The 26,488-nt window shown below is 46.6% G+C and carries 27 protein-coding genes and 1 riboswitch; all 27 genes read left to right on the forward strand.

What is annotated here, in order from left to right:
• Window positions 1-44 precede the first annotated feature (44 nt).
• Window positions 45-1,211: a glycosyltransferase gene (locus ACSNJE_RS01445; RefSeq protein ID WP_495251808.1), complete on the forward strand. Its 1,167-nt coding sequence runs from the start codon at window positions 45-47 to the stop codon at window positions 1,209-1,211.
• Window positions 1,208-2,776, forward strand: coding sequence for a murein biosynthesis integral membrane protein MurJ (murJ, locus tag ACSNJE_RS01450; protein ID WP_495251809.1), 1,569 nt, complete (start codon window positions 1,208-1,210; stop codon window positions 2,774-2,776). Before ACSNJE_RS01445 ends, murJ begins: the two co-directional genes overlap by 4 nt.
• A gap of 24 nt (window positions 2,777-2,800) precedes the next feature.
• Complete coding sequence (gene fabZ, locus ACSNJE_RS01455) at window positions 2,801-3,223, forward strand: 3-hydroxyacyl-ACP dehydratase FabZ (RefSeq protein ID WP_495251810.1); 423 nt, start codon at window positions 2,801-2,803, stop codon at window positions 3,221-3,223.
• Window positions 3,224-3,349: 126 nt separating this feature from the next.
• Complete coding sequence (locus ACSNJE_RS01460; protein ID WP_495251811.1) at window positions 3,350-4,408, forward strand: glycosyltransferase family 4 protein; 1,059 nt, start codon at window positions 3,350-3,352, stop codon at window positions 4,406-4,408.
• 119 nt (window positions 4,409-4,527) lie between these two features.
• A complete protein-coding gene (locus ACSNJE_RS01465) occupies window positions 4,528-5,250 on the forward strand; it encodes a YetF domain-containing protein (RefSeq protein WP_495251812.1) in 723 nt (240 codons plus the stop codon).
• Between the two features lie 138 nt (window positions 5,251-5,388).
• Complete coding sequence (locus ACSNJE_RS01470; protein WP_495251813.1) at window positions 5,389-6,813, forward strand: phosphoglucomutase/phosphomannomutase family protein; 1,425 nt, start codon at window positions 5,389-5,391, stop codon at window positions 6,811-6,813.
• A gap of 77 nt (window positions 6,814-6,890) precedes the next feature.
• Window positions 6,891-8,081 carry a sensor histidine kinase gene (locus tag ACSNJE_RS01475; protein WP_052217292.1) on the forward strand — a complete coding sequence of 397 codons (1,191 nt, stop codon included), beginning with the start codon at window positions 6,891-6,893 and terminating at the stop codon, window positions 8,079-8,081.
• Window positions 8,068-8,712: a response regulator gene (locus ACSNJE_RS01480; protein ID WP_052217293.1), complete on the forward strand. Its 645-nt coding sequence runs from the start codon at window positions 8,068-8,070 to the stop codon at window positions 8,710-8,712. Before ACSNJE_RS01475 ends, ACSNJE_RS01480 begins: the two co-directional genes overlap by 14 nt.
• A 76-nt stretch (window positions 8,713-8,788) precedes the next feature.
• Window positions 8,789-9,316: a glycosyltransferase gene (locus ACSNJE_RS01485; RefSeq protein WP_474773473.1), complete on the forward strand. Its 528-nt coding sequence runs from the start codon at window positions 8,789-8,791 to the stop codon at window positions 9,314-9,316.
• A 72-nt stretch (window positions 9,317-9,388) separates the two neighbouring features.
• A riboswitch (cyclic di-GMP riboswitch) is annotated at window positions 9,389-9,472 on the forward strand.
• A 107-nt stretch (window positions 9,473-9,579) separates the two neighbouring features.
• Window positions 9,580-9,759 (forward strand): Flp family type IVb pilin, encoded by a 180-nt coding sequence (locus tag ACSNJE_RS01490; protein ID WP_495251814.1) that lies wholly within the window; start codon window positions 9,580-9,582, stop codon window positions 9,757-9,759.
• Between the two features lie 195 nt (window positions 9,760-9,954).
• On the forward strand, window positions 9,955-10,482 hold the full coding sequence (locus ACSNJE_RS01495) for an A24 family peptidase (RefSeq protein WP_461568577.1): 528 nt from the start codon (window positions 9,955-9,957) through the stop codon (window positions 10,480-10,482).
• 8 nt (window positions 10,483-10,490) lie between these two features.
• Entirely contained in the window at window positions 10,491-10,889 is a 399-nt protein-coding gene (locus tag ACSNJE_RS01500; protein WP_052217297.1) for a TadE/TadG family type IV pilus assembly protein, read from the forward strand.
• A gap of 42 nt (window positions 10,890-10,931) precedes the next feature.
• A complete protein-coding gene (locus ACSNJE_RS01505) occupies window positions 10,932-11,876 on the forward strand; it encodes a pilus assembly protein TadG-related protein (RefSeq protein WP_495251815.1) in 945 nt (314 codons plus the stop codon).
• 16 nt (window positions 11,877-11,892) lie between these two features.
• The gene (gene cpaB / locus ACSNJE_RS01510) at window positions 11,893-12,666 is read left to right on the forward strand and encodes a Flp pilus assembly protein CpaB (protein ID WP_013121633.1); all 774 of its coding nucleotides are present in this window, start codon (window positions 11,893-11,895) and stop codon (window positions 12,664-12,666) included.
• A gap of 40 nt (window positions 12,667-12,706) precedes the next feature.
• Window positions 12,707-13,915, forward strand: coding sequence for a CpaE/TadZ family protein (locus ACSNJE_RS01515; protein ID WP_495251816.1), 1,209 nt, complete (start codon window positions 12,707-12,709; stop codon window positions 13,913-13,915).
• A 57-nt stretch (window positions 13,916-13,972) separates the two neighbouring features.
• Window positions 13,973-15,349, forward strand: a complete 1,377-nt coding sequence (locus ACSNJE_RS01520; protein ID WP_495251817.1) for a TadA family conjugal transfer-associated ATPase — start codon at window positions 13,973-13,975, stop codon at window positions 15,347-15,349.
• Between the two features lie 13 nt (window positions 15,350-15,362).
• Window positions 15,363-16,325 (forward strand): type II secretion system F family protein, encoded by a 963-nt coding sequence (locus ACSNJE_RS01525; protein ID WP_052217302.1) that lies wholly within the window; start codon window positions 15,363-15,365, stop codon window positions 16,323-16,325.
• 14 nt (window positions 16,326-16,339) lie between these two features.
• The gene (locus tag ACSNJE_RS01530) at window positions 16,340-17,254 is read left to right on the forward strand and encodes a type II secretion system F family protein (protein WP_495251818.1); all 915 of its coding nucleotides are present in this window, start codon (window positions 16,340-16,342) and stop codon (window positions 17,252-17,254) included.
• Between the two features lie 34 nt (window positions 17,255-17,288).
• Window positions 17,289-17,636 carry a DUF192 domain-containing protein gene (locus ACSNJE_RS01535; RefSeq protein WP_474773466.1) on the forward strand — a complete coding sequence of 116 codons (348 nt, stop codon included), beginning with the start codon at window positions 17,289-17,291 and terminating at the stop codon, window positions 17,634-17,636.
• Window positions 17,637-17,886: 250 nt separating this feature from the next.
• Entirely contained in the window at window positions 17,887-19,611 is a 1,725-nt protein-coding gene (locus ACSNJE_RS01540) for a sensor domain-containing diguanylate cyclase (RefSeq protein WP_052217305.1), read from the forward strand.
• A gap of 133 nt (window positions 19,612-19,744) precedes the next feature.
• Entirely contained in the window at window positions 19,745-20,884 is a 1,140-nt protein-coding gene (locus ACSNJE_RS01545; protein ID WP_495251819.1) for a GGDEF domain-containing protein, read from the forward strand.
• Window positions 20,885-20,953: 69 nt separating this feature from the next.
• Window positions 20,954-22,741 (forward strand): DEAD/DEAH box helicase, encoded by a 1,788-nt coding sequence (locus tag ACSNJE_RS01550; RefSeq protein WP_495251820.1) that lies wholly within the window; start codon window positions 20,954-20,956, stop codon window positions 22,739-22,741.
• Window positions 22,738-23,493, forward strand: a complete 756-nt coding sequence (locus tag ACSNJE_RS01555) for a ComF family protein (RefSeq protein ID WP_495251821.1) — start codon at window positions 22,738-22,740, stop codon at window positions 23,491-23,493. Before ACSNJE_RS01550 ends, ACSNJE_RS01555 begins: the two co-directional genes overlap by 4 nt.
• Before the next feature lie 67 nt (window positions 23,494-23,560).
• Entirely contained in the window at window positions 23,561-23,992 is a 432-nt protein-coding gene (locus tag ACSNJE_RS01560) for a TIGR03826 family flagellar region protein (protein ID WP_495251822.1), read from the forward strand.
• Between the two features lie 189 nt (window positions 23,993-24,181).
• A complete protein-coding gene (locus ACSNJE_RS01565; RefSeq protein WP_052217310.1) occupies window positions 24,182-24,487 on the forward strand; it encodes a flagellar biosynthesis anti-sigma factor FlgM in 306 nt (101 codons plus the stop codon).
• Between the two features lie 22 nt (window positions 24,488-24,509).
• Window positions 24,510-25,007, forward strand: coding sequence for a flagellar protein FlgN (locus ACSNJE_RS01570; RefSeq protein WP_474773460.1), 498 nt, complete (start codon window positions 24,510-24,512; stop codon window positions 25,005-25,007).
• Between the two features lie 13 nt (window positions 25,008-25,020).
• Window positions 25,021-26,466, forward strand: a complete 1,446-nt coding sequence (gene flgK / locus ACSNJE_RS01575) for a flagellar hook-associated protein FlgK (protein WP_474773459.1) — start codon at window positions 25,021-25,023, stop codon at window positions 26,464-26,466.
• Window positions 26,467-26,488 lie beyond the last annotated feature (22 nt).

The following is a 26,488-nucleotide window of genomic DNA, read 5'->3' on the forward strand; positions in this document are numbered from 1 at the left end:
CTGTTAGAATATATTAATAGGACGTGTTTAGGGGGAGAGCAGGGTTGAAGAAGAAAATAAAAGTGCTGCATGTCATAGGTGGCGGAGAATTTGGCGGGGCTGAGCAGTATTTGATTACACTGTTGAGAAATATGGACCGGCAGGATTTTCATATTGTGGTGGCCTGTTTGTTTGGAGCGCCGCTGGCCGGCAGACTGGCGGGCGAAGGTTTTCCCCACCGGGTATTTCCTATGGCCGGGAAGTTAGACCTTAAAGTTATCTTCAGGCTCTCCGATTACATAAAGAAAAATGGTTTTGACATAGTGCATACCCATGGGGTGCGCGCCAATCTGGTCGGCCGGCTGGCTGCCAGAAAAGCAGGGATAAAAAACATTGTTACAACGATCCACAGCAATCTGGAGTATGATTACCCGCGAAAGCTGGACCTGTATGTAAATAAAATCAGCGAAAAACTGACCCTGCCTTTGACTAAGCATTTTATAACAGTTTCTGAAGATTTGGCCGGGTATGTTTGTGAAAAATACGGTATCAGTAAACGAAGGGTTTCCGTTATATACAACGGTTTGGAATTAAATAAATATTTTTTTTCTGAGGCTAAAAGGGCTCAAATAAGAAAACAGTTCAAGATCGCCGATAATGAAACTTTGCTGGCGGTAATTTCCAGATTGCATCCTGTCAAAGGGCACAGTATTTTGTTCTATGCCTTTGAACAACTGGTCCGTGATTTTCCATTTTTAAAGTTGCTCATTGTGGGGACAGGCCCGGAAAAGAAGCGCCTTGAGGAACAGGCCCGGGAGCTGGGAATTGCCGGAAATGTCATTTTTGCCGGTTTTAGAAAAGACATTCCGGAAGTCTTGACATCTGTGGATATTGTTGTACAGCCTTCCCTGTCAGAAGGTTTTGGATTGTCCATTATAGAGGCTATGGCCATGGAAAAGCCTGTTGTGGCCAGTGCGGTGGGCGGTGTACCGGAAATCATTAAAAACCGTGTTAACGGTTTACTTGTGCCTCCGGGCGATCCCATTGCTTTGTCCGAAGCCATAACCAGTGTTTTGGAACTGCCTGGCCTTGCCCGGGAGTTGGCCAGAACGGGAAGGGAAACAGTTGAGAAGAAATTTACCGCTGAAGCGATGGCCCGAAAAACGGCAGAAGTATATGAAAAATTAGTACGTAGAAGGACGAGAAAAATGCAAAGAGGGAAAAAGGCATGAGTAACACCAAAAGTTTGGCGAAAGCGGCGTCGGTCATCATGGTAGCAACTCTGGTCGGCCGGTTTGTCGGTTTTATCAGGGAAATGGTGATTGCCAACCAGTTCGGTGCGTCTGCCCATACCGACGCTTATGTAGTGGCCTATACTATCCCCAGTATGGTGGCTATGGCCCTGGCGGGAGCCTTTAACGCTGCATTTTTGCCTGTCTTCAATGATTACCTGGTTTCCAGGGACAGGGGAGAAGCAAATAACCTGGCCAATACAACAATTAACCTGGTGGCGGTTTTTTTTATTACCCTGATTACCGCGGCTTTTGTTCTAAGCCCTTATATTGTAAAATTGCTTGCGCCGGGTTTTGACCGGGCCAGCCTGGCTTTAACGGCAAAACTGTTCCGCATAATACTGCCGGCCCTATTGTTTATTGGCTTAATGGGGCTGATTTCGGCTATTTTGAACTCTTACAGGCATTTTTTATTTCCGGCTTTGGGCCCCATGATTACCAGTCTGGTTACCATCGGGTTTGTCCTGGCTCTAGGGCGCCGCTGGGGGATTGCCAGCCTGGCAGCAGGGACAATGGTGGGTTTTGCCGCGCAATTTCTTTTTCAGCTCCCGGTGATGTGGAAAAAGGGTTTTCAATACCGCCTGATTATTTCCTGGTCCCACCCGGGTGTAAAGAAAACCCTGTGGCTAATGCTCCCTGTTGTACTGGGGGTGATTATCGGCCAGGCGCCGGTTTTTGTGGAACGGGGACTGGCTTCAACCCTCGAAGCAGGAAGCATTTCGGCGTTAAACTATGCCAACAGGGTGATGCAGCTACCCCTTGGCTTGTTTGTGGCGGCTATTTCAATTCCTGTTTTTCCGGCCCTGTCGGTTTACGCATCAAAAAGGGAATACGGGCAATTAAAAGAAACCTTGATTCGCGGGATCAGTCTCTTTTTTCTGATTCTGGTCCCTGCCGCAGTGGGACTCCTCACACTGAATAAACCTATAATTAAGCTGCTCTTTGAACATGGGGAATTTACGGTTCACAACACGGTAGTTACGGCTAATGCTCTGGCCTATTATGCTTTGGCGATAATTCCGTGGGCCCTAAGAGACATTTTGACCAGAAGTTTTTATGCCCTGCAGGATACGGTAACTCCTGTGCTTATCGCTGCGGTGGGCGCCATGGCCACTGTCTTATTTGATTTGCTGCTGGTTAAAATTATGGGCGTTGGGGGCCTGGCTTTGGGATTGGCGTTGGGTTTATCTGTTAATGTTTTGATCTTATATGTTTACCTGAGAAGGAAGTTGGGTGAAATTTTCCCTGCCCATTGGCTGCTGACTTTAGGTAAGATCATTTCTGCCGGCGCTGTGATGGCATTGGTAACAGCCGTACTTTATAATTTGCTGGGAAGCTATGTCCCGGACAGTTCGCGCCAGGGGCTTTTGCTGAAAATTTTACTTGCCGGTGCGGCAGGAGTACTGGTTTACTTTTTCGGTTTGTTACTGCTCAAGGTCAGAGAGATAGCCGATTTGACAGGGTTGATTATAAAATTAAAAGATAAAATGTTAAAAAGCCGGTAACCGGCATATAAAGGAGGAACCAAGATGTTAGATATTAACCGGATTAAAGAGATTTTGCCCCACAGATATCCCTTTCTGTTGGTGGACAGGATTATTGAAATGGATGAAAATAAAGTTGTGGGACAAAAAAATGTAAGCGCTAACGAAGAGTATTTTCAGGGGCATTTTCCTGACTACCCGGTTATGCCGGGAGTTTTGATTATCGAGGCATTGGCTCAGACAGGGGCGGTGTACATCCTGTCAAAGCCTGAATTTAAAGGGAAAATTGCTTTTTTTGCCGGTTTGGATAAGGTGCGTTTTAGAAAACAGGTTGTCCCGGGTGACCAACTGCGGTTGGAGGTAGAGATGTTAAAGCTGCGTGGCCGGGTAGGCAAGGCTTTTGGCCGGGCATTTGTGGGCGATCAGTTGGTTGCCGAGGCAGAATTAATGTTTGCTGTTGGCGAGTAATTTTGCGGATAGTAGTGACAAATGTCGGTTAATGTGTTAAAATAGGGACAAGTGTGTATTGTTGTTTGCTATTTTAGCATAGAAATATTTCGTAAGGACGTTGCCCTTGGGGAGGGGAGAGACGAAGTGGAGACCAAAGTACTCGGAATCGCAGTCGCTTTCCTGACAACGCTGATAATGACGCCTTTGGTAAGAAGGTTAGCCTTTAAAATTGGCGCAGTTGATTGCCCCAATGACCGTAAAGTACACTGCAAGCCGATGCCCAGGTTAGGCGGAGTGGCCATTTTTCTTGGCTTTGTCATAGCTATGCTGGTCACACAGGAAATCAGTAAAATCACACTGGGCCTGGTCATCGGTAGCGCCTTGATAGTTGCTTTAGGAATAATGGACGATATTTTTGATATTTCACCCCGGTTGAAGCTGTTAGGCCAGATTGTAGCAGCCTTGGTTTTGGTATTATTCGGTATAGAAGTCACTTTTGTCACCAACCCCTTCGGCGGGGTAGTAAATTTAGGGATATTGAGCATCCCCATTACCTTGTTCTGGATTGTTGGCGTAACCAACGCCGTTAACCTGGTTGACGGTTTAGACGGATTGGCCGGTGGCGTGGCTACCATAGCTGCTTTCTGCCTGGCTGTAATCGGATGGCTGGAAGGCCAGTACATGGTAGTCCTTCCGGCAATTATCCTGGGCGCCAGTACTATCGGCTTCCTCAAATACAATTTTCACCCGGCCAAGATTTTTATGGGTGATTCGGGAAGCATGTTTTTAGGCTATATCCTTGCTGCTTTATCTATTATTGGGCTGACCAAGGGCTTTGCCGTTATGTCGGTGTTTGTGCCCATATTCATTATCGGTATCCCCATATTTGATACTGCTTTTGCTATTGTGAGAAGGTTTATGAACCATCAGCCCATCTTTAAAGCTGATAAGGAACACTTGCATCACTGCTTGTTGGAAAAAGGCTTATCCCATCGCCAGACAGTACTGGCCATTTACCTGTTTGACATTCTCCTGGGAGTCAGTGGTATAATTCTTACCCAATTAACGACAGCCCAGTCCTTCCTGGTGTTTATCGGCGTTACCCTGGCGGCTTTTATTGGCGCCGATAAATTGGGCGTGCTTGGCTCCAGAGCCGTACAAACTCTGGAAATGCCGCAGCAAGAGCGCAAATATTCCGCTTAAAACTCCCACAAGGGAGTTTTTTGTGTTGAAGGCATGAGAGAAATCTGAAATAATATCGGAATTAAAAACCTCCCTTTGAACCATAATAAGAGCGATATGGTTTAAAGGGGGTTTTTTAATTGAATGAAATAATTCAAGCTATGTTCCGGTCAGCTTTTGCCTTTGTTGCCTTGCTGGTATTAGCCCGTTTGGTGGGAAAACAGCAAATATCCGAGCTGACTTTTTACCATTTTGTTACGGGAATTACCATCGGCAGCATTGCCGCTAATATGGCCGGCAGCCTGAATATTGATGTCTGGCCTGTTTTTGCTGCCTTGGTGACTTTTGTATTCCTGTCTATTTTAGCCGGTTATGTATCTTTGCAGAGCAGGCCATTGCGCAAACTTATCCAGGGGGAACCTACTGTGGTCATTCACAATGGAAAAGTATTAGAAGAAAATATGGGATTGACCAGGTATACCATGGATGACTTGATGAGCCAGCTCAGGTTAAGGGGTGTTTTTGATATCAGTCAGGTAGAGTTTGCTATTCTTGAACCCAACGGACATTTAAGTGTCCAGTTGAAATCCCAATATAGGCCCGCTACCCCTAAGGACTTGGGGATAGCCACACAATATGAGGGGGTTCCTTCAGAACTTATAGTGGACGGTAAATTGGTCGAGGCCAATCTGGTGCAAAATAATTTAAGCGAGGAATGGCTGATGCAGGAGCTGGGAAAAAAAGGTGTGCATACGATAGGGGAAGTAGCGCTGGCCGCCATCAATTCTCAGGGCGAACTTTATGTGGATTTGAAAGAAGATAAACTTGACCATGTAACGGACATAAGCGATAAAGAGGTATAACGTAGAAAAAATTTTTAATCGGAAAAAGGAAAATCAACCCACCGGGTAAAATTAATTAAAATTAAGTAATAAAAACTGACCGGGGCCCATAAAACTGAATTTGTGATATCAATTTATGCAAATGGGGGTAGGCGAGGAATGGCTGCGATTAAATTTGGCACAGATGGTTGGCGTGCCATAATGGCTAAAGAATTTACTTTTGAAAATGTCAAATATGTTGCGGAGGCCTTGGCCAGATATGTGAAGGGGAGCCGTCTTGCCGGTCGTGGCGTGGTCATCGGTTATGACAACCGGTTTTTGTCGGAACATTTTGCCCAGGCTGTGGCCGAGGTTTTCTGTGGACATGAAATCAAGATATTTATGAACAACCGGTCCATGCCCACACCTGTTACTGCTTTTGCTGTCAAGTTAAAAGAAACCGCCGGCGCTGTGATGCTGACGGCCAGCCATAATCCGCCGGAATATAACGGGATCAAATTTATACCTGAATATGCGGGCCCGGCGCTGCCTTACATAACCAATGAAATAGAACGATTATTGCATGAAGCGCTGACAGATGGTAAGGTTGTGGCAACTTCTTTTGAAAAGGCCGTTAATAATGGTTTGGTTGAATACTTTGATCCTTTTCCTGCTTATACGGAACACCTGAAATCAATAATAGATACTAAGGCCATAAAAGAGGCGAATTTAAAAGTCATTGTTGACCCTATGTATGGAGCTGGAATTGACTACCTGGATACTGTGCTCAGGGATGCCGGCTGCCAGGTGGAAACGATACACGGATACAGGGACGCGTTATTTGGCGGCAGTTTACCCGAACCTTCCGATAAAGTGCTGACCCAATTGAAAAAGCTGGTGGTGGAAAGAAGGGCTCACTTGGGTCTGGCTATGGACGGCGACGCCGACAGGTTTGGGGTAATTGATGCCGACGGCGCTTATACCACGGCTAACCAGGTGCTGACCCTTGTTTATTATCACTTGTTGGCAAATAAAAATATCAGGGGGCCGGTAGCCCGTTCCGTGGCCACTACCCATATGTTGGACCGCATTGCGCGCGATTTCGGCATGGACGTAGACGAAACGCCTGTTGGTTTTAAATATATCGGTGAATCTATGATGAAGCGCGGCAGTATTTTAGGTGGTGAAGAAAGCGGAGGGTTAAGCATTGCCGGTCACATTCCCGAGAAAGACGGCATTTTGGCCAATGCCCTGATTGCAGAAATGGTGGCTTGGCACAAAAAACCGGTGCGGGAAATACTCAAGGATATTGAAGACAAATATGGCCGGCTGTTCAGCGAACGAAAAGATATTCGCTGTTCCCAGGAAACAAAAGAACGGGTCCTGGAGTCCCTCAAAGAGCTGGCACCGGCTTCTGTTGCCGGAAAAGCTGTCCATAAAGTTTTAAGCCTTGACGGTAGGAAATTTGTCCTGGAAGACGGTAGTTGGGCTCTTATCAGGGCTTCGGGCACAGAACCCCTTTTCCGGATTTATGTGGAAGCCAATAGCGTCGATGATTTAAAAGCCATACAGGAGGAAATCGTAGAGTTAGTAGGTTTGGGCTAAACCCAAACCTTTATTTATGCCAGCTTTGCAGGATTCTGCCAATTATTGTCGAAAAAAGAGGAAAGGGGGGCGCAAAAATGGTGGAATTAGCTATCAATGGAAGTAAATCAGACATTAGCAACCTGGACAAGATAGTCAAGGATACCATTTTTTCTATAGAAAACGGCAAAGAACAAATCTTCGCCATTGCAGAAAATGCCCGTATCGAGTACCTGCGCATGAAAACGCATTTGGATGAAGTTAACGACCAGTTAGTAGAACTGGCGAAAGAAATAGAAAAAGTCAGGGAAGACGAAAGAGTAGCCCAATATGAACTAGGTGAAATCGACCGGAATTTTCAACAATATAAAGAAGCGGATATAAAGAGGGCCTACGAGCATGCCAGCAAAATGCAGGCTTATTTAAGCTCTCTTTTGGAACGTGAAAGCCTGTTAAAACAAAAGAAAAAGGACTACGAAGCCAGTTTGGTAAAATTACAGGAAACCGCCAGGAAGGCCGACAACCTTATGTCCCAGGTAGGGGTAGTGATGGACTTTATAGGCGGTAATTTAAAAAACTTGAACTTAAGGCTGGAGAGCTTGCAGCAGAAGCAACAGATGGGTATAGAAATTATCAGGGCCCAGGAAGAAGAAAGAAAACGGGTCGCCAGGGAAATACATGACGGGCCGGCCCAAGCTATGGCCAACCTGGTTTTACGCATGGAATACTGTGAAAAATTAATGGATGTGGCCCCCGAACAGGTACGGGCGGAGTTGGGTCAGATAAAAGAGGCCGTCAAACTGACCTTGCAGGATGTGCGCAAGATAATTTTTGACTTGCGGCCGATGGCTCTGGATGACTTGGGCATTGTGCCGGCCGTAAAAAGGTACCTGGAAGATTATAAGTCAAAATCCCGTATAGAAGTGGATGCCAATTTTTTTGGCCGGGAAGCGCGGTATACCCCAGCGCTGGAAATCGCTATCTTCCGTTTAATACAGGAAGGGCTTAACAATGTGCGCAAACATGCGCGGGCCGGCAGGGTAAACCTGACGATTGATGTAAATGACAAGTTTTTTACCATATGTATAAGGGATAATGGGGTAGGGTTTGATTTAGAACAGGTAATGATGAATAACAAAGGGAATAAGTTTGGCCTTATCAATATGCGGGAACGGGTTGCGCTGCTTGGGGGAGAGATGAAGATAACCACGGCCCCGAAGCAGGGAACCGAGTTATATTTCAAAATTCCGGTGGCCGGACAGGAGGTACAGGCGGTTGGGGAAAATTAAGGTTCTCATTGCTGATGACCACCCGTTAATAAGGGAAGGGCTAATTAAAGTATTGGCTCTGGATAAGGAGATCTGCGTTGCCGGCGAAGCAGCCGACGGCAATGAGGTTTTGGATAAGGTAAACCGGTTAAAACCAGATGTCGTGCTGCTTGATTTAAACATGCCCAAATTTAGCGGCGTGGAAGCGGCAAAAATTTTGTTGAAAAATAACCCTGAAATAAAGGTTATTGCTTTGACCGTGGATGACTGTGAACAAAGGATACTTGAACTGATTAAAATAGGCGTTTCAGGGTATTTGCTGAAAGATGTCAGTGTTGACGCATTGATATCAACTATAAAGGCTGTTTATGCGGGAGAGACGGTTATTGCCCCAAGGATTACCCAAATGTTGCTGCGGGAGGTAAACAATCCGGCCGGTGGAGGCCCGGCGTCCGGTGGTTTGGCGGAATTGACGGCCAGGGAACGGGAAATCATCAGGCTGATCGCTGAGGGAAAAAATAACAGGGAAATAGCCGCAGAGCTTTTTATCAGTGAAAAGACTGTGAAAAACCATATCAGCAGCATATTCCGAAAAATCAAAGTGCACGATCGGACTCAGGCAGCCCTTTATGCCATAAAGACTGACCTGTAGGATTTATAATTGTCCTCTGTAACGCCTGGGGTTCTCCCCCTCATATTATAAAGAAAGAACCGGGGGGTGGGCGGAGATGTGGACAGTTCTGGCAGTATGTATGACAAGTTTGGTTATAATCGCTGTTTTGGTAATGGGGATGACAAAACGGTTTCACAATAGCAGCCAGCCACGCCATGGTTTTGGCCCCAAATTCAGTCTAGTTTTATTTTTGCAAAATAATGAAGAAAACCTGGAGTGGTTGGTAAGAAGGCTGATGATGCTGAGGTATGGCAATTACGAAGACTTTGAAATATTATTATTTGACATGGGGTCAGAAGACAGAACACCGCAAATTGCTGCTTTGCTGGCCAGGGACTATCCCACCATCAAACTGCTGGTTTCAACCAGGAAGATGATGGGGCTGTATGAGGAAATATGGCGGGCGGCTTCCGGCCGGGTAGTCCTTTTGGAGGAAGTGGGCGATATACATAGATGTAATCAGATTATGGGTAGGATAAAACATTATCTAAAAAGAAAACGGGTCAGGTCCTGGGACAAAAGTCCTAAAAAAATTGAGACTACAGTAGAATACAAGAAAACCAGGCAGAATGATACAATATAATTAGCTAAGAAGCGAAGAAGGAATTTTGTTCGGACAACCTAAAAGAAGATTTTATTCCGAAGTAGTGGAAAACCACGATAAAGGCTAAGCCGTCGAAAGACGGTGGCGCAAAGCCATGGGTCTAAAGCTTATTGCTATGATCGCCAGGCTGCCGAAGGGGAGTGATAGAAGGAAAGCCTTTCTCTACCAAAAGCAGTTTGGAGAGAAAGGCTGTTTTTTTGCCCGACTTTCCTGGTTACAAAATATGGCAAGGGGGTGAGTGTATGTTAACCATGATAAAAAAATTATGGAAAGAAGAAAGTGGACAGGGTGTGACGGAGTATGGACTTATTCTTGCGTTAATTGTAATTGCGGTAATTGCTATTATGGCTACAATGGGCGATAACCTGAAAGCCAGGTTTACTACTGTAAGGGATGAACTGGCGCAAGATCGGTCGAACTAATTAAAATTTGATAAATAATTAACGGGCGGTGGCAAATCCACTGCCCTCAACTTCCTTAACCGGGTTCATATTTGTAAAGCGGATGCGGCCTCTGGGAAAAGGCATAACCGTTGAAAAACGCAATAATTGGTATAATGCACTTCAAACAAGCCCTACTTTTTAAGTAGGGTTTGTTAATAGAAGGGTGAAAAATTTATGACTTTGGCAACTTATCTGTTGGATGCTGTAACAGTGGGTGTAGTCTTAATTTCCGTCTATACTGATTTAAAGCAGCGGAAGATATATAACAAGGTAATTGCCACAGGGATTGTGGCGGGGCTAATGCTACATGCCTTAACTTCGGGAACTGCAGGGATTATTTTCAGCCTGAAAGGGCTGGGAGCAGGGTTAGGGCTGCTCTTTGTTCCCTTTGCTCTGGGTGGTTTTGGGGCAGGAGACGTTAAACTGATGGGTGCTGTTGGCGCTTTAAAAGGACCCTATTTTGCATTTAATGCTTTTCTGGCTACCGGAATTACCGGCGGAATTTTTGCTATTGCCGTTCTGATAAAACAAAAACGCCTGCTGTCAACCCTTAAAAGAATAGCGCTGACATTTCTTGTTTTTATTGGCAGCCGTTTTAGAATTAACACCTTAAAAAGTCTGGATAAAGCGGAGTATCATGAGTCCTTGCCGTATGGTTTGGCAATAGGTATAGGCACTTTTGTGGCCTATCTGATGAGGTGACGGTTAATATGACATGGTTTAGGAAATTCGGGCGAACTGGAAACGGACAGGCTTTGGTAGAAATGGCCCTGGTTCTGCCCGTCTTGATTTTAATTATTTTTGGTATTGTTGAGTTTGGCCGTATTATGAACACCTATTTGATTGTTACCAACGCGGCCAGGGAAGGGGCGCGCCACGGAGTAGTAGGCGGAACCGATGCCGATATCAGAGATGCGGTGATTAACAACGCCTATACTTTAGATCCTGCCAAAATAACTGTCACCATCAGTCCTGCCGGAAGCAGAACCAGGGGTACCCCCTTGACGGTACAGGTTTCGTATAGCCTGGATATAATCGCGCCTCTTATCGGGGTCATAACCGGAAACCCATATATAGTTACCGCCTCAACTACGATGCGGGTAGAATGACGGGGAACGGTATATACCGGTTACCAATCGGAGGTGGTATTAATGAAACACCTTATTTCCAGGCTTCTAAAAAAGGAAGAGGGTAGCGTTATTGTCATTGTAGCCATAGCCTTTACCGTATTTTTGGGTTTTGTTGCCATTGTTACTGATATAGGTTTGCTTTACGTTAAGCAAAATAAAGTGGCGCATGCCGTGGATGCGGCGGCGTTGGCCGGAGCCCAGGAGCTGCCAGATAATCCGGCCAACGCCGTGGCGATTGCCAAAAGCTATGCTCAGTTAAACGGTCTTGACCCGCTTCAGGTTACAGCCACCGTTGCGCCGGACAACAAGAGTATTACCGTTACATCAAACGACACAGTGAATCTGGTTTTTGCCAGACTATTTGGCAGAAATTTCAGTACCGTTAGCGCTTCAGCTAAAGCGAGAGTGGCGCCGGCCAGAACGTTGACCGGAGCAGTACCTTTCAGCGTACTGAAGCAGGAACTTCATTACGGAGAAGAATATGTGCTCAAAGAAGGTTCCGGTGGTGTAAGCAATGACGGAGGACGTTGGCATGGCTGGTTTGGGGCTCTGGATTACACCGGTGGAGGAGGCGGCGCCAGTGAATACCGGGAGACGATAAAGAACGGTTATGCCGGATCTGTTTCCATCGGCGATGTGATTGACATCAAAAGTGGCAATATGTCAGGCCCTACATCGGACGGGGTGAATTACCGGATCAATCTGTGCAGGACCAGGCATTCCCCCGAATGCACCTGGGACAGTTATCAACCCGATTGCCCCCGGGTTATCTACGTGCCGGTGGTTGAACAAATCGATTCCAGAAGGGTACGGGTGGTGGGTTTTGCCGCTTTTTTCCTTAAAGGAGTTGAGGGGCAGGGCCATGAAAACAATGTGGTCGGTTATTTTATCAAAGAAGCTATTTCGGCCGACAGTGACGAATCTGCAACAGATTACGGTCTACATGGCATAAAATTAAGCGAGTAAAAGCGGGGGCGAGAAAATGTCCAATAAAAAGATTCTGTTTGTGGCGGTTTTCTTGGCTCTACTTACGACTCTGGCGATGAATTACTACCTGGAGCAGGTAAAGAAAGCTGCTACTAACGTAACGACCAAAAAAGTCGTAGTGGCCAATGTCAATATTCCGGCCAGGACCGTTATTACCGGCGATATGGTCTCTGTCAAAGATGTGCCTGAAGAATTTGTCCATCCCAATGCAGTTTTGGATGAGGAGCAGGTCATCGGGTTTGTTTCAGGCAGTGACATTTCGGCCGGCGAACAGGTATTAAGGGAAAAAATCTTACGAAAAGAAGGCAACCCGGTAAGTTTGTCCTATCAAGTCCCCCTCGGATCCAGAGCTATGTCTGTACCGATTAACGAAGTCACGGGCGTGGGAGGTTTGGTAAGACCGGGTGACCGGGTAGACGTGATAGGGACCATTGAGCTGGAAACCAGTAACCCTGCTTCCAATCAACAAACGGGTCCGACACAGACAACTGTGGCGCACGTTTTACTGCAAAACGTGGAAGTCCTGGCCGTTGGCGATAATTTTACGCCTGCTACAAATAGGGCAGTAAACCAGGGTAAAGAGGATGCAAAAAATAACCAATCTGATACCGGAGCGAAAAATGTTACGCTGGCCATACCGGCGGATAAAATGCAGGCCCTGACCCTGATGCTGGATCATGGCAAGGTTACCCTGGCTCTGAGGTCGCCACTGGACCAGAGTAGATATGACCGACCGCCTTTTGATGATACACAGTTTTTGAAAAAATAGAGCCGGTAGCGTGTTTGGCAAAATTCCGGAGGTGGGCCCGATGCCAATTAAAGTACTAATAGCTGACGATGTGGCAGAAACCAGGGAAAATATAAAGCGGCTCCTGCAATTTGAAAAAGAGATAACGGTCGTTGGCGAGGCTGTCGACGGTGAGGATGTCATCAGGCAGACAGGCAAGCTTAACCCAGATATTATTTTGATGGACATTAACATGCCCGGACTTGATGGAATCAAGGCTACGGAGGCAATCTCCCTGAAATACCCCAAAACAAGTATTATCATTATTTCCGTACAGGGGGAGGTTGAATATGTCAGGCGAGCCATGGCGGCGGGGGCCAGGGAATATATGGTCAAGCCTTTTACCAGCGACGAACTGGCCGGTACTATTAAAAATGTTTATGATTTTGAAATGAAAAGAAAAATCCAGGCCGCTGACCCCTCAAAGCTGATGGATAACAAAGACCCGCAGATTATTACGGTTTTTAGCACCAAAGGCGGCGTGGGTAAAACAACCATTGTTACCAACCTGGCAGTAAGTTTATTTCACGAGACCAGGAAAAAGGTGGTCATCGTTGATTTAGACCTGCAGTTTGGTGACGTGGCGGTAATGATGAATGTAATACCGAAAAGAACGATTACCGAACTTATTCAGGATATCGGGTCTCTGGATGCGGAAACACTGGAAAGTTACCTGGTTCCGCATTCGTCCGGCGTCAGGGTACTGCCGGCGCCCACCCGTCCCGAATATGCCGAGTTGATTACGGCTGCCCATGTGGAAAAAATACTTAACACGTTAAAACAGAAATACGATTATATCATAGTGGATACGCCGCCTTTTTTTCACGAGACGACTTTAACAGCCCTGGATATATGCCAGCAGATACTTCTGATAGTTTCCCTGGATTTGCCGACCATTAAAAATGTCAAGCTGGGTTTGGAAGTTTTAGAATCTCTACACCACAAAGGCAAAGTAAAGCTCATCTTAAACAGGTCTTCCAACGAGATTGGCATCAAATGCAGTGATATGGAAAGAAGTCTGGGCATGAAGGTTGCTGCCCATATCCCCAGTGATGGAAGAGTTGTAGTAGGGGCAGTGAATAAGGGGGTCCCTTTTGTTATTTCCCAGCCCGGGGCCAAAATCAGCCAAAGTGTAAAAGAACTGGCCCAGATGATTATAAAAAGGTCGGACACCGGGCTGGAAACAGGCGACGAGAGCAAAAAGGGCCTGCTTAGCAGATTATTTGGATAAAAGAGAAAAAGATAGTATTTTGGTGGAACAGCGGTGAAAAGATGAGGGGGATTATGCATGTCTTTGCTGAAAAGGCTTGAACAGGAAAAGCAGAACCTGAATGAAGGTCCGGATACCCAGGAACGGGTGTTCAGCCAGCCTGTTGTCAAGGACCCTTATCAGGAGCTGAAGCTGAAGATTCATAAACAGGTTATAGAAGAGCTGGATGATGAGATACTAAAAGGAGACAAGACGGATGTGGAGATTTCCCCGGAGAAACTGAAGAGTCAGATTGAAGACCTGGTTAATCCTATCATTGACCGGGAGGCCGGTTTTATTCCCAGGGCAGACAGAGCAAAGATTGTTTCGGAGATAATTGATGAAGTAATCGGCTTGGGGCCTATTACGCCGCTGATAAATGACCCCACCGTTTCGGAAATTATGGTAAACGGCCCTCATCAGGTGTATGTGGAGAGAAGCGGTAAGCTGCAATTAACGGATATTTCCTTTCGGGATAATGAGCATGTCATGCATATTATAGAAAAAATTGTGGCGCCTCTGGGCCGTCGCATAGATGAAAGTTCGCCAATGGTTGACGCGCGGTTGCCCGATGGGTCACGGGTAAACGCCATAATTCCTCCCCTGGCCTTGAAAGGGCCGACTATTACTATCAGGAAATTTTCCAAAGACCCACTGCAAATCGACGACCTGATCAGGTTCGGAACCCTGACGCCGCAGATGGCTAAATTTTTGGAAGCCTGTGTCAAAGGAAGACTGAATATAGTCGTATCAGGGGGAACCGGTTCCGGTAAAACCACCACTTTAAATGTTCTTTCGTCGTTTATACCAAATGATGAACGCATTATTACCTGTGAGGATGCTGCGGAACTGCAATTGCGCCAAGAACACGTGGTGACTCTGGAAAGCAGGCCGGCCAATATCGAGGGCAAGGGCGCCGTGACAATCAGGGATTTGGTCAAAAATTGCCTGCGGATGAGGCCGGACCGAATAGTAGTCGGCGAAGTCCGGAGCGGTGAAGCGCTGGATATGCTGCAGGCTATGAATACGGGCCATGACGGGTCTCTGACGACGGGTCATGCCAACTCGCCGCGGGATATGTTGTCCCGGTTGGAAACCATGGTTTTAATGGCCGGTATGGAATTACCGGTGCGTGCCATCAGGGAACAGATTGCTTCGGCCGTGGACATGATTGTTCAGCAAAACCGGTTGAAAGACGGGTCGAGGAAAATTACCCATATCACTGAAGTGCTCGGTTTAGAAGGGGATACGATAGTTTTGCAGGATATTTTTGTCTTTGAGCAAAAAGGCGTTGATGACAGAGGAAGGATTATCGGTCAGTTCAGACCGACGGGCATAAGGCCAAAATTCCTGAGTAAATTGGAGGCGGCAGGAATAATACTGCCCGAAGATACTTTTGCGGTGCCCATAAGCTAAGCGGGGTGATTCAATGCAATCCCTGGTTTTGCTCCTTATTTTCGGGACTGTTTTTGTCTTCAGTTATTTTGTGCTGATGGCTGTAACGGCCCGGCGCAGAATGCTGATTGCCCGTATGGAACAGTACACCAAACGCATCTATGAAGCGGATAACAGGGCCAGGAAACCAAAAGAGAGCATTAATTTGAAAAAGTTGTTTCAAAAGTCCAGTAAAATCTTCGCTGCCAGGAGTTTTGCCAAAACCATGGAAGCGGAACTGATTAAGGCGGATATTCCCCTGCGGGGTGAGGAATTTGTTCTGATAAACGTGCTTTGTGTGCTGGGGATGGGGATCCTGGCCTTTATATTTACGGGCAACTTTGTTTTGGGCTGGGTTGGGGCAAGTGCCGGATTTATAGTGCCGAAATATGTTGTGAAGGCAGCCAAACAAAAAAGAGTGGCCCGGTTCAATGCCCAGATCGGCGATGCGCTGATAATTATGGCTAATTCATTGCGAGCCGGTTTCAGTTTTTTGCAGGCCATGGAACTGGTGAGCAAGGAAATGCCCGCCCCGATTTCCGTTGAATTTGCCCGGGCTTTACGGGAAATGAATTTGGGTACCGCAACGGAAGAGGCCCTGCAAAACCTCTGTAACCGTGTAGAAAGCGAGGACCTGGACCTGGTTATCACGGCAGTATTGATTCAGCGCCAGGTGGGCGGCAACCTGTCCCAGATATTGGAGGGCATATCCCATACCATCAGGGAGCGGGTGCGTATCAAAGGGGAAATAAAAACCCTGACAGCCCAGGGCCGCATATCGGGCATGATAGTTGGGGCCTTACCTGTTGGGATGGGGTTGATTCTTGCCGCCATAAATCCCGGGTACATAGGTATCCTGTTCAGTGATTCGCTGGGTCTTGTCCTGATTGTCGCCGGTGTTATATTGCAACTTATTGGGGTAGCTCTGATCAAGAAAATTGTCGATATTAAAGTTTGACTGGAGTGGTAACGGTGTTGTACCTTGTTTTGGGGCTTACTTTTGTAACGGTGTTCTTTTTGGTCCAGGGCATTTATTACACTGTGTACCGCGATAAAATCATTGTTGCCCAACGCATAGAAGAAATCGCTTCCATGAATAAGAAGCAGCAGATAGAGGATGAACTGGACAGACCCTTTTTTGAGCGGGTAGTCAGGCCTGTGCTGGAGAGAATTGCTTTGTCTTTGGGTAAAGCCATACCGGCCAAGAAACGAATTTCCCTGCAGCGAAAATTACTGGCTGCCGGCAATCCCTTGGATCTTTCACCCAATGAATTTATGGTCATTCAATATGCGCTGACCCTTTTGCTTCCGGTCATCGGTATAGTTGTTGTCCTGCCGTTGGGCTGGAGCCCGGCCGGTATGGTAGCAGTAGTGGCATTAGGTGGAGCCATCGGTTTTTTGCTGCCCGAGTACTATTTAAAAGCAAAGTCGGCGGCCAGACAGGAGGAAATTCAGGATACGCTCCCGGATGTGCTCGATTTGTTGACGGTTAGCGTGGAAGCCGGTCTGGGCTTTGATGCGGCAATGGTAAAGGTGGTGGAAAAAATAAAAGGGGTTTTATCCCAGGAATGCGCCAGGATGCTGCAGGAAGTTAAAATGGGTAAGCCGAGGAGAGATGCGCTGAAGGATTTGGGTGTCAGAACGGGTGTGGAAGATGTCCAGTCTTTTGTCGGAGCTGTTATTCAGGCAGACCAGTTAGGGGTGAGCATAGGCAATGTTTTGCGGGTGCAATCGGAGCAAATGCGCCAGAAAAGACGCCAGAGGGCAGAGCAAAAGGCGATGAAAGCCCCTGTTAAAATGCTTATTCCCCTGATAATCTTTATTTTTCCCACGATTTTTATTGTCGTTCTTGGTCCGGCGGCAATCCAGGTTTTGAAAACATTCTGATATCCGACAGCCAGGCGCAGTGGAGGGGTGGCCTTTGTATATAGTAAATACCAGCGCAGGCATGGTTTTAGCCAATAAGGTGAAAGTGGCTGACAAATGGCTTACAAGGCTTATAGGCCTCTTAAACAGAAAAAACTTTTTTGCAGGAGAAGCTTTGTTAATCAAGCCCTGCAAAGGCGTACATACTTGTTTTATGAGATTTTCCATTGATGTGCTGTTTCTGGATATGAACAACGCCATTATAGGCATATACAAAAATTTGCCCCCTTTCCGGTGTACTAAAGTTTTTTCCCGGGCGTTCCAGGTCATTGAACTGCCGGCGGGAACAGTGGAGAAAACAGGAACCAAACTGGGAGATAACATAACCATAGAATCAAATTAGGGAGAGCAAAAAGTTCATCGATGTTTTATTCCTAAATTATAACCGTATTTGGGCTAACAACCTTTGCGGTTTATTTTTTTTATCTCAATACACTCTGTGGTAATTTTTGCTTCACCATACAGTGGCACTTACAACTATGGAGCAATGTTTGTTTCACCGTTACTTTCTTTGATATCATTTTGTCTTTTTGTGGAATTTGTGAAGGGAATACCTTGCTAATTGTCGAATAATGCCTTGGGGGGTGAAGAGCTTGGCCAGAGCCAGAACCGGTTTCATGCATAGTTTATATGTCTGGCTGGTAATATTTCTGGGCTGCGGACTGCTTGTTTCCATGTTGCGGCTACAGCCCGTTGATATTGATTTTTTGCGTGAATACCTTGTGTTTCTGGTTTTGGGTGTATTGGCCGAATGGTTTGTGGTAGCGCTGCCTCAGGGCAGTCTTTCAGTGGGGTTTGCAGTAGTATTAACCTCCTTTTTGCTTTTTGATACGAGCGCAACGGTATTGATCAGTGTTTTAAGCGCTCTGCTGGGTAATTTGGTAATTTCCAAAGACGGTTCGTTCCGTACAACTTTATTTAACGGTGCTCAATATACCATTTCTGCTGTCGGCGCCGCTTATGCATATTATTACGTTGGAGGCCTGACTTCGGATAAGATTTCGCTACCCAATATCCTGCCTTTATTGGTATTTGTTTTAAGCTATTTTGTGATAAATCACCTGTTGGTGAACATATTTCTTTGGCCTTCCTGCCGCCATTATACCTGGTCGATGTGGGGGGCTGCTCTTAAGTGGGATATATATACTTATTTATTTTCCACACCGGTGGGTATCTTAATGTTTCTCATCTATAACAAAACCGGCCTGCTCGGAGCGGCTTTGCTGTTTATACCTGTCCTGACCTTGAAGTACCTGTTGAGGTTGTATATAAACCTGGAAATGGCCAATCGGGAGCTATCGGTGCTTTACGGGGTAGCCCAAAGTTTAGGCGCCAGCCTCGATATGGCCGAGACGTTGGGGTTAATTTTGACGGAAAGCCGGAAAGTTATATCCTACCATACAGGGATCATTTATTTGTGGCATGAGGAGGAACAACTCCTGATTCCTTCAGCCATAAGAAGTCCCTATGCAGACAAACTTAAGAAAATATCCTTCTCTTTGGATGAAGGGATTGTTGGTATGGTAGCTAAAACAGGGCAGCCGGAAATAGTGTACGATACCAAGAAAGACCGGCGCCTCAGGTCTATGCCCGGTATTACCCAGTTTCTCAGGTCATTACTGGTCGTTCCCCTCATGGTTGAAAAAAAGATTATCGGGGTTGTAACCATTGGCAAGAAAGAACCCTATGCGTACGGGCCCAAGCATATGCAGATTCTTACCATATTGGGCGGCCAGGCGGCGGTAGCCATGGCTAACGCTCTGCTTTATAAAAAGATTGAGAAATTGGCTATTACCGATGGCTTGACCAAGGTTTACAATCACCGCTATTTTTATAAAAAATTCGAGGAAGAGTATCAGCGGTCTCAAAGGTATGGCTGTAAATTTTCCGTCATTATGATTGATATAGATTACTTTAAACGGTTTAATGACGAATTTGGCCACAAGGCGGGAGATACGGCTTTGTTTACCGTGGCCAAGATTATAAAGAAAAATACGCGGAACATTGACACAGTAGCCAGATACGGGGGTGAAGAGTTTGCCATACTTCTTCCCGAGACTGATTCGGGCGATGCAAAAACAGTAGCGGAGCGAATAAGAAAGGCTATCAGCGAGACTGTTTTCAGGATTGCAGATGATAAACCTCCGGTGGGTGTAACAGTGAGTATAGGGGTTTCCTCCTATCCTGCGGATACAAAAGACCCGCAACAGGTAGTCGAATTAGCTGACCAGGCCCTCTATTATTCCAAGGAACATGGGAAGAACCGGGTTACTGTTTGGTCCCAAATGAACCTTACGCCAGTCGAGAAGGAAACTTGACGCTCTAATGGGTGAATATGACAAAGTAACCATTTTTCTTGCAGGAGAATTTTGCTGCGCATAGAATATCTAAATATAATTTCCAAAAATTATACCTAAATTTTAAACCCGTATACCTGAAAGAGGTAATAATATGATAGGTGACAGCAATACCAATCGTAACTTGTGGATAATCACCGGACTGGCCAGTATCCCTTTTGCCATACTGGCCTTTGTGGACCCGGCCAAAGTTAAGTTTCCGCACATATATATACTGTTTGTCGGCGCCTGCCTATTTAACGGGCTGGTTGTTCCATTTGTTCTTTTTAAAAACGAACCTGACTGGATTCAAAAGACCCTGGCTTTGGGTGTAAACATGATTTTTGCCACTCTGTGGATTGATTATACCGGAGGGACTTCCAGTATTTTTTACCCCAATTTTTATCTGCTGCCCATTATTGCCGCTACGATGTATTGCGGTTTTATCGACAGTTTTCTCACCGCTTTTTTTGCCGGCTTGTTAAGTCTATGGTTTCAATACAACGAATTGGGCTTAAACCTGGCTATTATCGGGGAAACATCCATACTGGTGAACATTATCTTTTTCTTTCTCCTGTCTTCCATATTGGGTTACCTGATTAAGATTGGCAGGGAACAGCAGGCCAGTACCATGAAAATCACCTCTGAACTGGAAACAGCCTATCACCAGTTATCTGCATCCCATGAGCAACTGCAGAGTTATACGGAAATAATAGAAAAAATGAACAAGGAAATGGAACAGTTGGCCATCACTGATGAACTGACGGGGTTGTATAACTACCGCTATTTTCAGATAGCGCTGGATAAAGAGCTGAAGAAGAACAAGTTTTCGGTGATTTCCCTTTTTATGCTGGACATTGACAATTTTAAGCTTTTCAATGACAGGCACGGCCATTTAATGGGCAACCGTATGCTGGCGGAAATTGCCCGGGTAATAAAGGAAAATGTGCGCGGTGTTGATACGGCGGTAAGATACGGTGGCGAAGAGTTTGCTGTCATTTTTCCCGGCATGGATAGCAATGAAGTGGCCCAGTTAGCGGAACGGATCAGGAAAATAGTGGAAAACACCTATATTAAAACAGGCGCGGGCGAACCGGTATCAGTCACAGTAAGTATCGGGGTAGCCAGCTACCCCAGGGATGCCCAGACAAAGAGTGAACTTATCAGCCATGCTGATTTAGCGCTTTACGATGCCAAGCAGGCAGGGCGAAACCAGGTATGCACATTTAAGAAGAAGCCAGCGTTGGAGAGCTAAACAAGCTCTCTTTTTTTACCGGGCAATGCCTGCGCTATACGCCCGTAAGATTTTTCAAGGAGGCAGGCGATGCAGTACACGTTATATTATGCTTGTAATGCAGACGCTTATCAAATCAAATATTCACCGGACATAAGTTTCGACGCCTGTTATCTGGCAACTGACGGCTACCATGTATTTCCCCTGGCTAAGCCTCTGCCTTTGGGAATAGTTCATGCCATTCAGACCAGGTTAACCAAAAATGGTGCCAATAAAATAACGGGCTGGGCAAAAGGTCTTTGGCAAAAAATTGTGGCCGTTGATAAAGGGCTGGATTATAACCGGGCCAAAAGGCTGACGGACAAAATATTAACCCGTATGCGCTTACAGGAACACCGGCTGAATGCTGGGACGGAACCGGTGCCGGTTTGGAGCGGGCGGTTGCCGGTGTGGGACAGTCAGGCACTGGAAATATTACTAAAAACAATAACCGGCAGAATATTGCAGAAGGCGGAAATTGAAAGAAGCCTGGCTGAAAACGGTATCAATAATTTTACGGGCCTGGATTTGGGCTTACATTATTTGTATCTGCAGGGGAAAATAGATATTTTGCCGGGGGTAGGTTATACCGGTCCAGGAGAATTGCAGTGCTTTCGCTGTGGCAGCAAAACAGGGGTAGTCCCTGCGGCATGTGCCCGCTGCAATCAGGCGTGTTATTATTGTGAGGACTGCATTATGCTGGGCGCTGCCCGTTTCTGTGAGCCTTTATACAGAGGCGGGGTAGAGCAGACAATACCTGAGACTTATGCAGCCGAGCCGGTGTTACGGTGCAGGGGGTTGTCCGCAGCCCAGGAGATGGCGGCTGCCAGGCTGGAAGACTTTATAAAGGATAAATTCCGCCAAATATGTTTGGTAGAGGCTGTTTGCGGCGCCGGAAAAACGGAAGTGGCTTTCCGGGGTATAGCCCAGGCGCTGAAAGAGGAGGCCCGGGTTCTTTATGCCGCTCCCCGGCGGGATGTTATTACCGAGCTCTACCCGAGGTTTGTGGAGGCTTTTCCCGGAGTGACCATTACTGCCCTGTACGGGGGCAGCCCGACCAAATATGGGGAAGCGGCCATAACCCTGGCTACCACCCATCAGCTTATGAGATTTGCCGGTAAATTCGACATAGTATTTCTGGATGAAGCCGATGCCTACCCTTATAGAGAAAATTCTGTTTTACGGGGCGTTTTGCAGAGGGCCTTGAAAGAAGGCAGCAAAATAATATACATTACCGCTACCCCTGACCCCTTTCTCTACCGGCAGGTCAGGGATCGGCACGCCACAAAAATTTTGCTTCCAGCCCGGTACCATGGCTATCGTCTGCCTGTCCCCGAGATTTTAAAGTCCTACATTATAAAAAATGGGCAGATGGACCCTGTCCTTGTGGACTGGCTCTTTGAACGGGGAATCAGGAGACAGGCCAAAGTATTTATTTTCGTTCCCCATGTCTCAGATACGCTGGTGGTTTATGACATTTTAAGGCAGTATTTTGCCGATGACAAATGTGCCTGCGCAGTCCATGCTGCAGACCCTGAAAGGGACCGGAAAAAACTCGCCTTTCAAAAAGGCCCAGTTCCTTTCCTGGTAACTACAACAATTATGGAGCGGGGAATTACCGTGCCCAACGCGCATGTGCTCGTGCTCTGGGCTGATAACGAGCGCATTTTTACAGAGGGCGCTTTGATTCAAATGGCCGGACGGGCCGGGCGAACGGTAGATTACCCTGCCGGGGATGTTCTTTATGCCGCTGCGACCGTCTCAGAACCTATGGAGGCAGCGATTAAAAAAATTATCGGGACCAATAGTCTGGCCGGACAGAGGGGGCTGCTAAGGTGATATCGTTTTTGGCCTGTCTGAGAGACCTGTTGCTCCCGCCTTTGCCTAGGTGCCCGCTTTGTGGCGCTGAATATGAAAGGGATTGCTGTAGCCGGTGTCTGGAAGAATTAACGGAGAACCAGATGTTGTCGTGTAGGGTTTGCGGACGATTTTTCAGCAAATCTCCGGATGAAGAGCGGGTTTGTCACGCATGCCGCAACAAAGCCCCGGCCTACAGCTTTGCTAAAGCGGCCGGTATTTACGACGGCCGGCTGCGGGAAGCCATTCATTTGCTGAAATACACCGGTAAGCAATCACTGGCCGACCTTTTGGCCAGGTTATTAATTGAACAGATGGTAAAAGACGAAAGGTTCCTTGATACCGATGTTGTTATCCCCGTGCCGCTGCATAAAGAAAGGCTTTTGGCAAGGACTTTTAACCAGGCGGAATTGCTGGCGCGCAGAGTCGCGAAGGAATTAATGTTGCCTTTTGACGGAACAAGCCTGACCAGGGTAAAACATACGCCCACGCAAACGAAGCTGTCTGCAGAAGAACGAAGGAGGAATCTGGTGGATTCCTTTGCGGTAGTTGCCGATGCAAATTTGAAAGGAAAAAATGTTTTGTTAATAGATGATGTTTTGACTACAGGAAGCACTGTGGAGGAATGTACGCGCACTTTGATAATGGCGGGGGCGCATAGGGTTTGCGTTCTTACCCTGGCTACCGGTTGTATTGGCGGCCAGAGAAAAAACAGTAATTTTGTATTAGTTTGATGCAATAAAATGGAGGAGATGAAGAAAAAATGTCGAAAACAATATGCGAGTAAGAGGAGGGGTACTTATGGGAGAACTCCGGAACTGTCCTAAATGCGGCAAAGTCTTTGTAATGGTAAACAGAAATCTTTGCCCCGATTGTGTGCGGGAAGAAGAAGAAAAGTTTGAACAGGTCAGGAACTACCTGAAAAAATATCCGGGCGCTACGGTGGAACAGATTGCCGAAAAGTTTGATGTGGAAGAAAATGTTATACTTCGGTGGCTGCGCGAGGGGCGTATTCAGGATGCTCACCTGGAATTCAAATTAACCTGCCAGAGATGCGGCGCTCCCATCCGTATAGGTACCCTTTGCTCCAGATGCGCTCAGGAATTGACTTCGGAAATGATGGACAAAGCAAAGCATAAAAAACGGGAAGAACCGGCACAAAACATGGAAGATGAGCAGGAAAAGATAAAAAGGCGCATGTTCATCGTGGACAAGTTAAGGGGCCGGGATTGAGATGATAAAAAATTCAGAAAAAATATATTGGTAGACATAAACTGGGGCAAAAGGACGGAAGAATGAGCAATAACGAGTATTTGCCTCTTTTGTAACGAAAAACCGGCTTTAATCCTGGCCGGTTTTTTTACGAAGTTATATTAGGTTTATTTATTTTCTTCAAAGGAAAGTTACAAAGAGGTGGACAGCATGATAATTTCCGACGCGCAGATAAAGAGCCTGCTCCAGACTTATGCCAGGCAGGATGCCCGGTATTCCGCCACGAAGGCAAAAGACGAAAGAGAAAAGAAAGCTATGGTAAACGACAATTCTTTGGTTTCAGATACGGCCAGGGCTTTTCAAATGGCTAAAAATCTTATTAAAGAAATGCCTGATATCAGAGAAGAACGGTTGAAAGGGATTCAGAATCAGGTTATGACCGGGACCTATGAAATTTCCGACGATGAAATAGCTGAGAAGATGATTGGCCGAAGCCTGGTGGATAAGCTGGTTTAATTATCGGGGATGGGGGATTAATATGCTGAAACTTGCCGAGGAGTTAATTGCCATATTGCAGGAGCAGTTGGATCTGTACACGCAGTTGCTCAGCCTGGCCAGGGCCAAACGACCGGTTTTGGTTAAGGGAAAAATAGAAGAACTTGATGGTATTACCAAACAGGAAGAAGCAATCATTTTTCAGGTTGGTAGGCTTGAAGGGCAAAGAAACAGGATTCATCAAGCTTTGGCCAACCATTTTGCACTTTCACCGGCAAATTTAACGGCTACTGAATTGGAGAAACGTCTGGATGCAGATGCCGCTGCGCGTTTACGCTGTGTCTTTGACAAAATGGTAAACATATTTGCCGAGTTGGAAAAGGAGAATAAGACTAATACTGAGCTGATTGAACATTCCCTGGAGTACGTAAATTTTTATTTGAATATTTTAAGCAATACGGATACCAGTCCGTCTTATAATGATAATGATAAAGAGAGAAAAAACGGGGCGCCGGCCCGGATATTTGACCAAAAAATTTAGAGGTGGTATATAAATGCGAAGTACTTTTTTTGGACTAAACATTGGGCGGCAGGCCCTGCAGGCTCAGCAGCGGGCCTTGGATGTTACTGCCCACAATATTGCCAATGCCAATACCGAAGGGTTTTCCAGGCAGCGTGCGGTGATGGCCACGACAACGCCTTTTGCCTATCCGAGCGTGAACAGGCCCATCGGCGCCGGTCAGATCGGTACCGGGGTCATGGTTGAGGAAGTTAAGCGGATGCGGGATAGTTTTATAGACTTGCAGGTCCGGCAGGAGGTTAACAAAACGGGTGAGTGGGAGACAAAAAATAATTCTCTGCAGAAACTGGAGGTCATTTTTAATGAACCCTCCGATGCCGGCTTGCGGACAGTTTTAGACCAATTTTGGGAGGCCTGGCAGGAACTTTCCAAGAAGCCTGAACTGGAAGCGGTCCGATCGCTGGTGCGCCAGAGGGGTATAGCTGTTGCGGAAACCTTTAATCACCTGGACAGGCAACTGACAGATCTTGCTGAAGATCTGGATGCCTCAGTAAAAATAAAAGTTGACGAAATAAATAACATTGCCGGCCAGGTTGCTGCACTGAATGACCAGATTGTCAGGGTTGAAGTACAGGGAGATAACGCCAATGATTTGCGGGACAAAAGGGACCTGCTGCTGGATGAACTTTCAAAAATAGTCCAGATTACCGTTAAAGAAGATAATTCCGGAGCTGTGACTGTTTCCATAGGAGGTCGGGCCCTGGTTTCTGCTGCAGGAGTCAGTAAAATTTCCGCAGTACCCAACGGGGCAAATCATGGGTATGTGGATTTACAGTGGGCTGTTGACGGTACGGCAGTTTCTGTACAGTCCGGCAGCATAAAAGGTATGCTTGATATACGGGATATAACTATACCCTCTTATAGGCAACAACTGGATGACCTGGCCAATGCTCTGGTAACTTCAGTCAATGCTGAACATGTTGCCGGATACGGGCTGAATAAGACGGCTGCTGACCCGCACTTTAATTTCTTTGATGCAGCGGGTACGACGGCGGCGACGATTTCCATTGATGCGGCCATATTGGGTGATCTCGACAATATTGCCGCCGCTTCCACGGCAGCAGACCCATTGGCATCGCCTTCGGTGGAAAATTCGGGAGACGGCTCTAACGCATTAAATATTGCTGAGCTTAAACATCAGGCTTTACTTGGCACGGCCACGTTGGATGATTACTACAGAGGCATGATAGCCCAACTGGGTGTTGAAGCCCAGGAAAGCAGCAGGATGGTAGATAACCAGAACCTGCTCCTCTCCCAACTGGAAAACCGCAGGCAGGAAGTTTCCGGCGTTTCCCTGGATGAGGAAATGACCAATATGATCAAGTTTCAGCATGCCTACAATGCTGCGGCACGGACAATAACGGCCATGGACGAGATGTTGGACACCATCGTCAACAGGCTGGGGCTGGTTGGGAGATAATGAATAAGAACATTTTAAAGGG

Source organism: Thermincola sp. GK-1 (genome assembly GCF_059412445.1).

Bases quoted from the DNA above. Each gene is read 5' to 3' on its own strand.
- fabZ (WP_495251810.1), top strand. From the start codon at position 2,801: ATGTTAGATATTAACCGGATTAAAGAGATTTTGCCCCACAGATATCCC.
- ACSNJE_RS01505 (WP_495251815.1), top strand. From the start codon at position 10,932: ATGAAACACCTTATTTCCAGGCTTCTAAAAAAGGAAGAGGGTAGCGTT.
- murJ (WP_495251809.1), top strand. From the start codon at position 1,208: ATGAGTAACACCAAAAGTTTGGCGAAAGCGGCGTCGGTCATCATGGTA.
- ACSNJE_RS01565 (WP_052217310.1), top strand. From the start codon at position 24,182: ATGATAATTTCCGACGCGCAGATAAAGAGCCTGCTCCAGACTTATGCC.
- ACSNJE_RS01550 (WP_495251820.1), top strand. From the start codon at position 20,954: ATGCAGTACACGTTATATTATGCTTGTAATGCAGACGCTTATCAAATC.
- cpaB (WP_013121633.1), top strand. From the start codon at position 11,893: ATGTCCAATAAAAAGATTCTGTTTGTGGCGGTTTTCTTGGCTCTACTT.
- ACSNJE_RS01485 (WP_474773473.1), top strand. From the start codon at position 8,789: ATGTGGACAGTTCTGGCAGTATGTATGACAAGTTTGGTTATAATCGCT.
- ACSNJE_RS01500 (WP_052217297.1), top strand. From the start codon at position 10,491: ATGACATGGTTTAGGAAATTCGGGCGAACTGGAAACGGACAGGCTTTG.
- ACSNJE_RS01475 (WP_052217292.1), top strand. From the start codon at position 6,891: ATGGTGGAATTAGCTATCAATGGAAGTAAATCAGACATTAGCAACCTG.
- ACSNJE_RS01560 (WP_495251822.1), top strand. From the start codon at position 23,561: ATGGGAGAACTCCGGAACTGTCCTAAATGCGGCAAAGTCTTTGTAATG.
- ACSNJE_RS01545 (WP_495251819.1), top strand. From the start codon at position 19,745: ATGATAGGTGACAGCAATACCAATCGTAACTTGTGGATAATCACCGGA.
- ACSNJE_RS01490 (WP_495251814.1), top strand. From the start codon at position 9,580: ATGTTAACCATGATAAAAAAATTATGGAAAGAAGAAAGTGGACAGGGT.
- flgK (WP_474773459.1), top strand. From the start codon at position 25,021: ATGCGAAGTACTTTTTTTGGACTAAACATTGGGCGGCAGGCCCTGCAG.
- ACSNJE_RS01470 (WP_495251813.1), top strand. From the start codon at position 5,389: ATGGCTGCGATTAAATTTGGCACAGATGGTTGGCGTGCCATAATGGCT.
- ACSNJE_RS01525 (WP_052217302.1), top strand. From the start codon at position 15,363: ATGCAATCCCTGGTTTTGCTCCTTATTTTCGGGACTGTTTTTGTCTTC.
- ACSNJE_RS01520 (WP_495251817.1), top strand. From the start codon at position 13,973: ATGTCTTTGCTGAAAAGGCTTGAACAGGAAAAGCAGAACCTGAATGAA.
- ACSNJE_RS01495 (WP_461568577.1), top strand. From the start codon at position 9,955: ATGACTTTGGCAACTTATCTGTTGGATGCTGTAACAGTGGGTGTAGTC.
- ACSNJE_RS01570 (WP_474773460.1), top strand. From the start codon at position 24,510: ATGCTGAAACTTGCCGAGGAGTTAATTGCCATATTGCAGGAGCAGTTG.
- ACSNJE_RS01515 (WP_495251816.1), top strand. From the start codon at position 12,707: ATGCCAATTAAAGTACTAATAGCTGACGATGTGGCAGAAACCAGGGAA.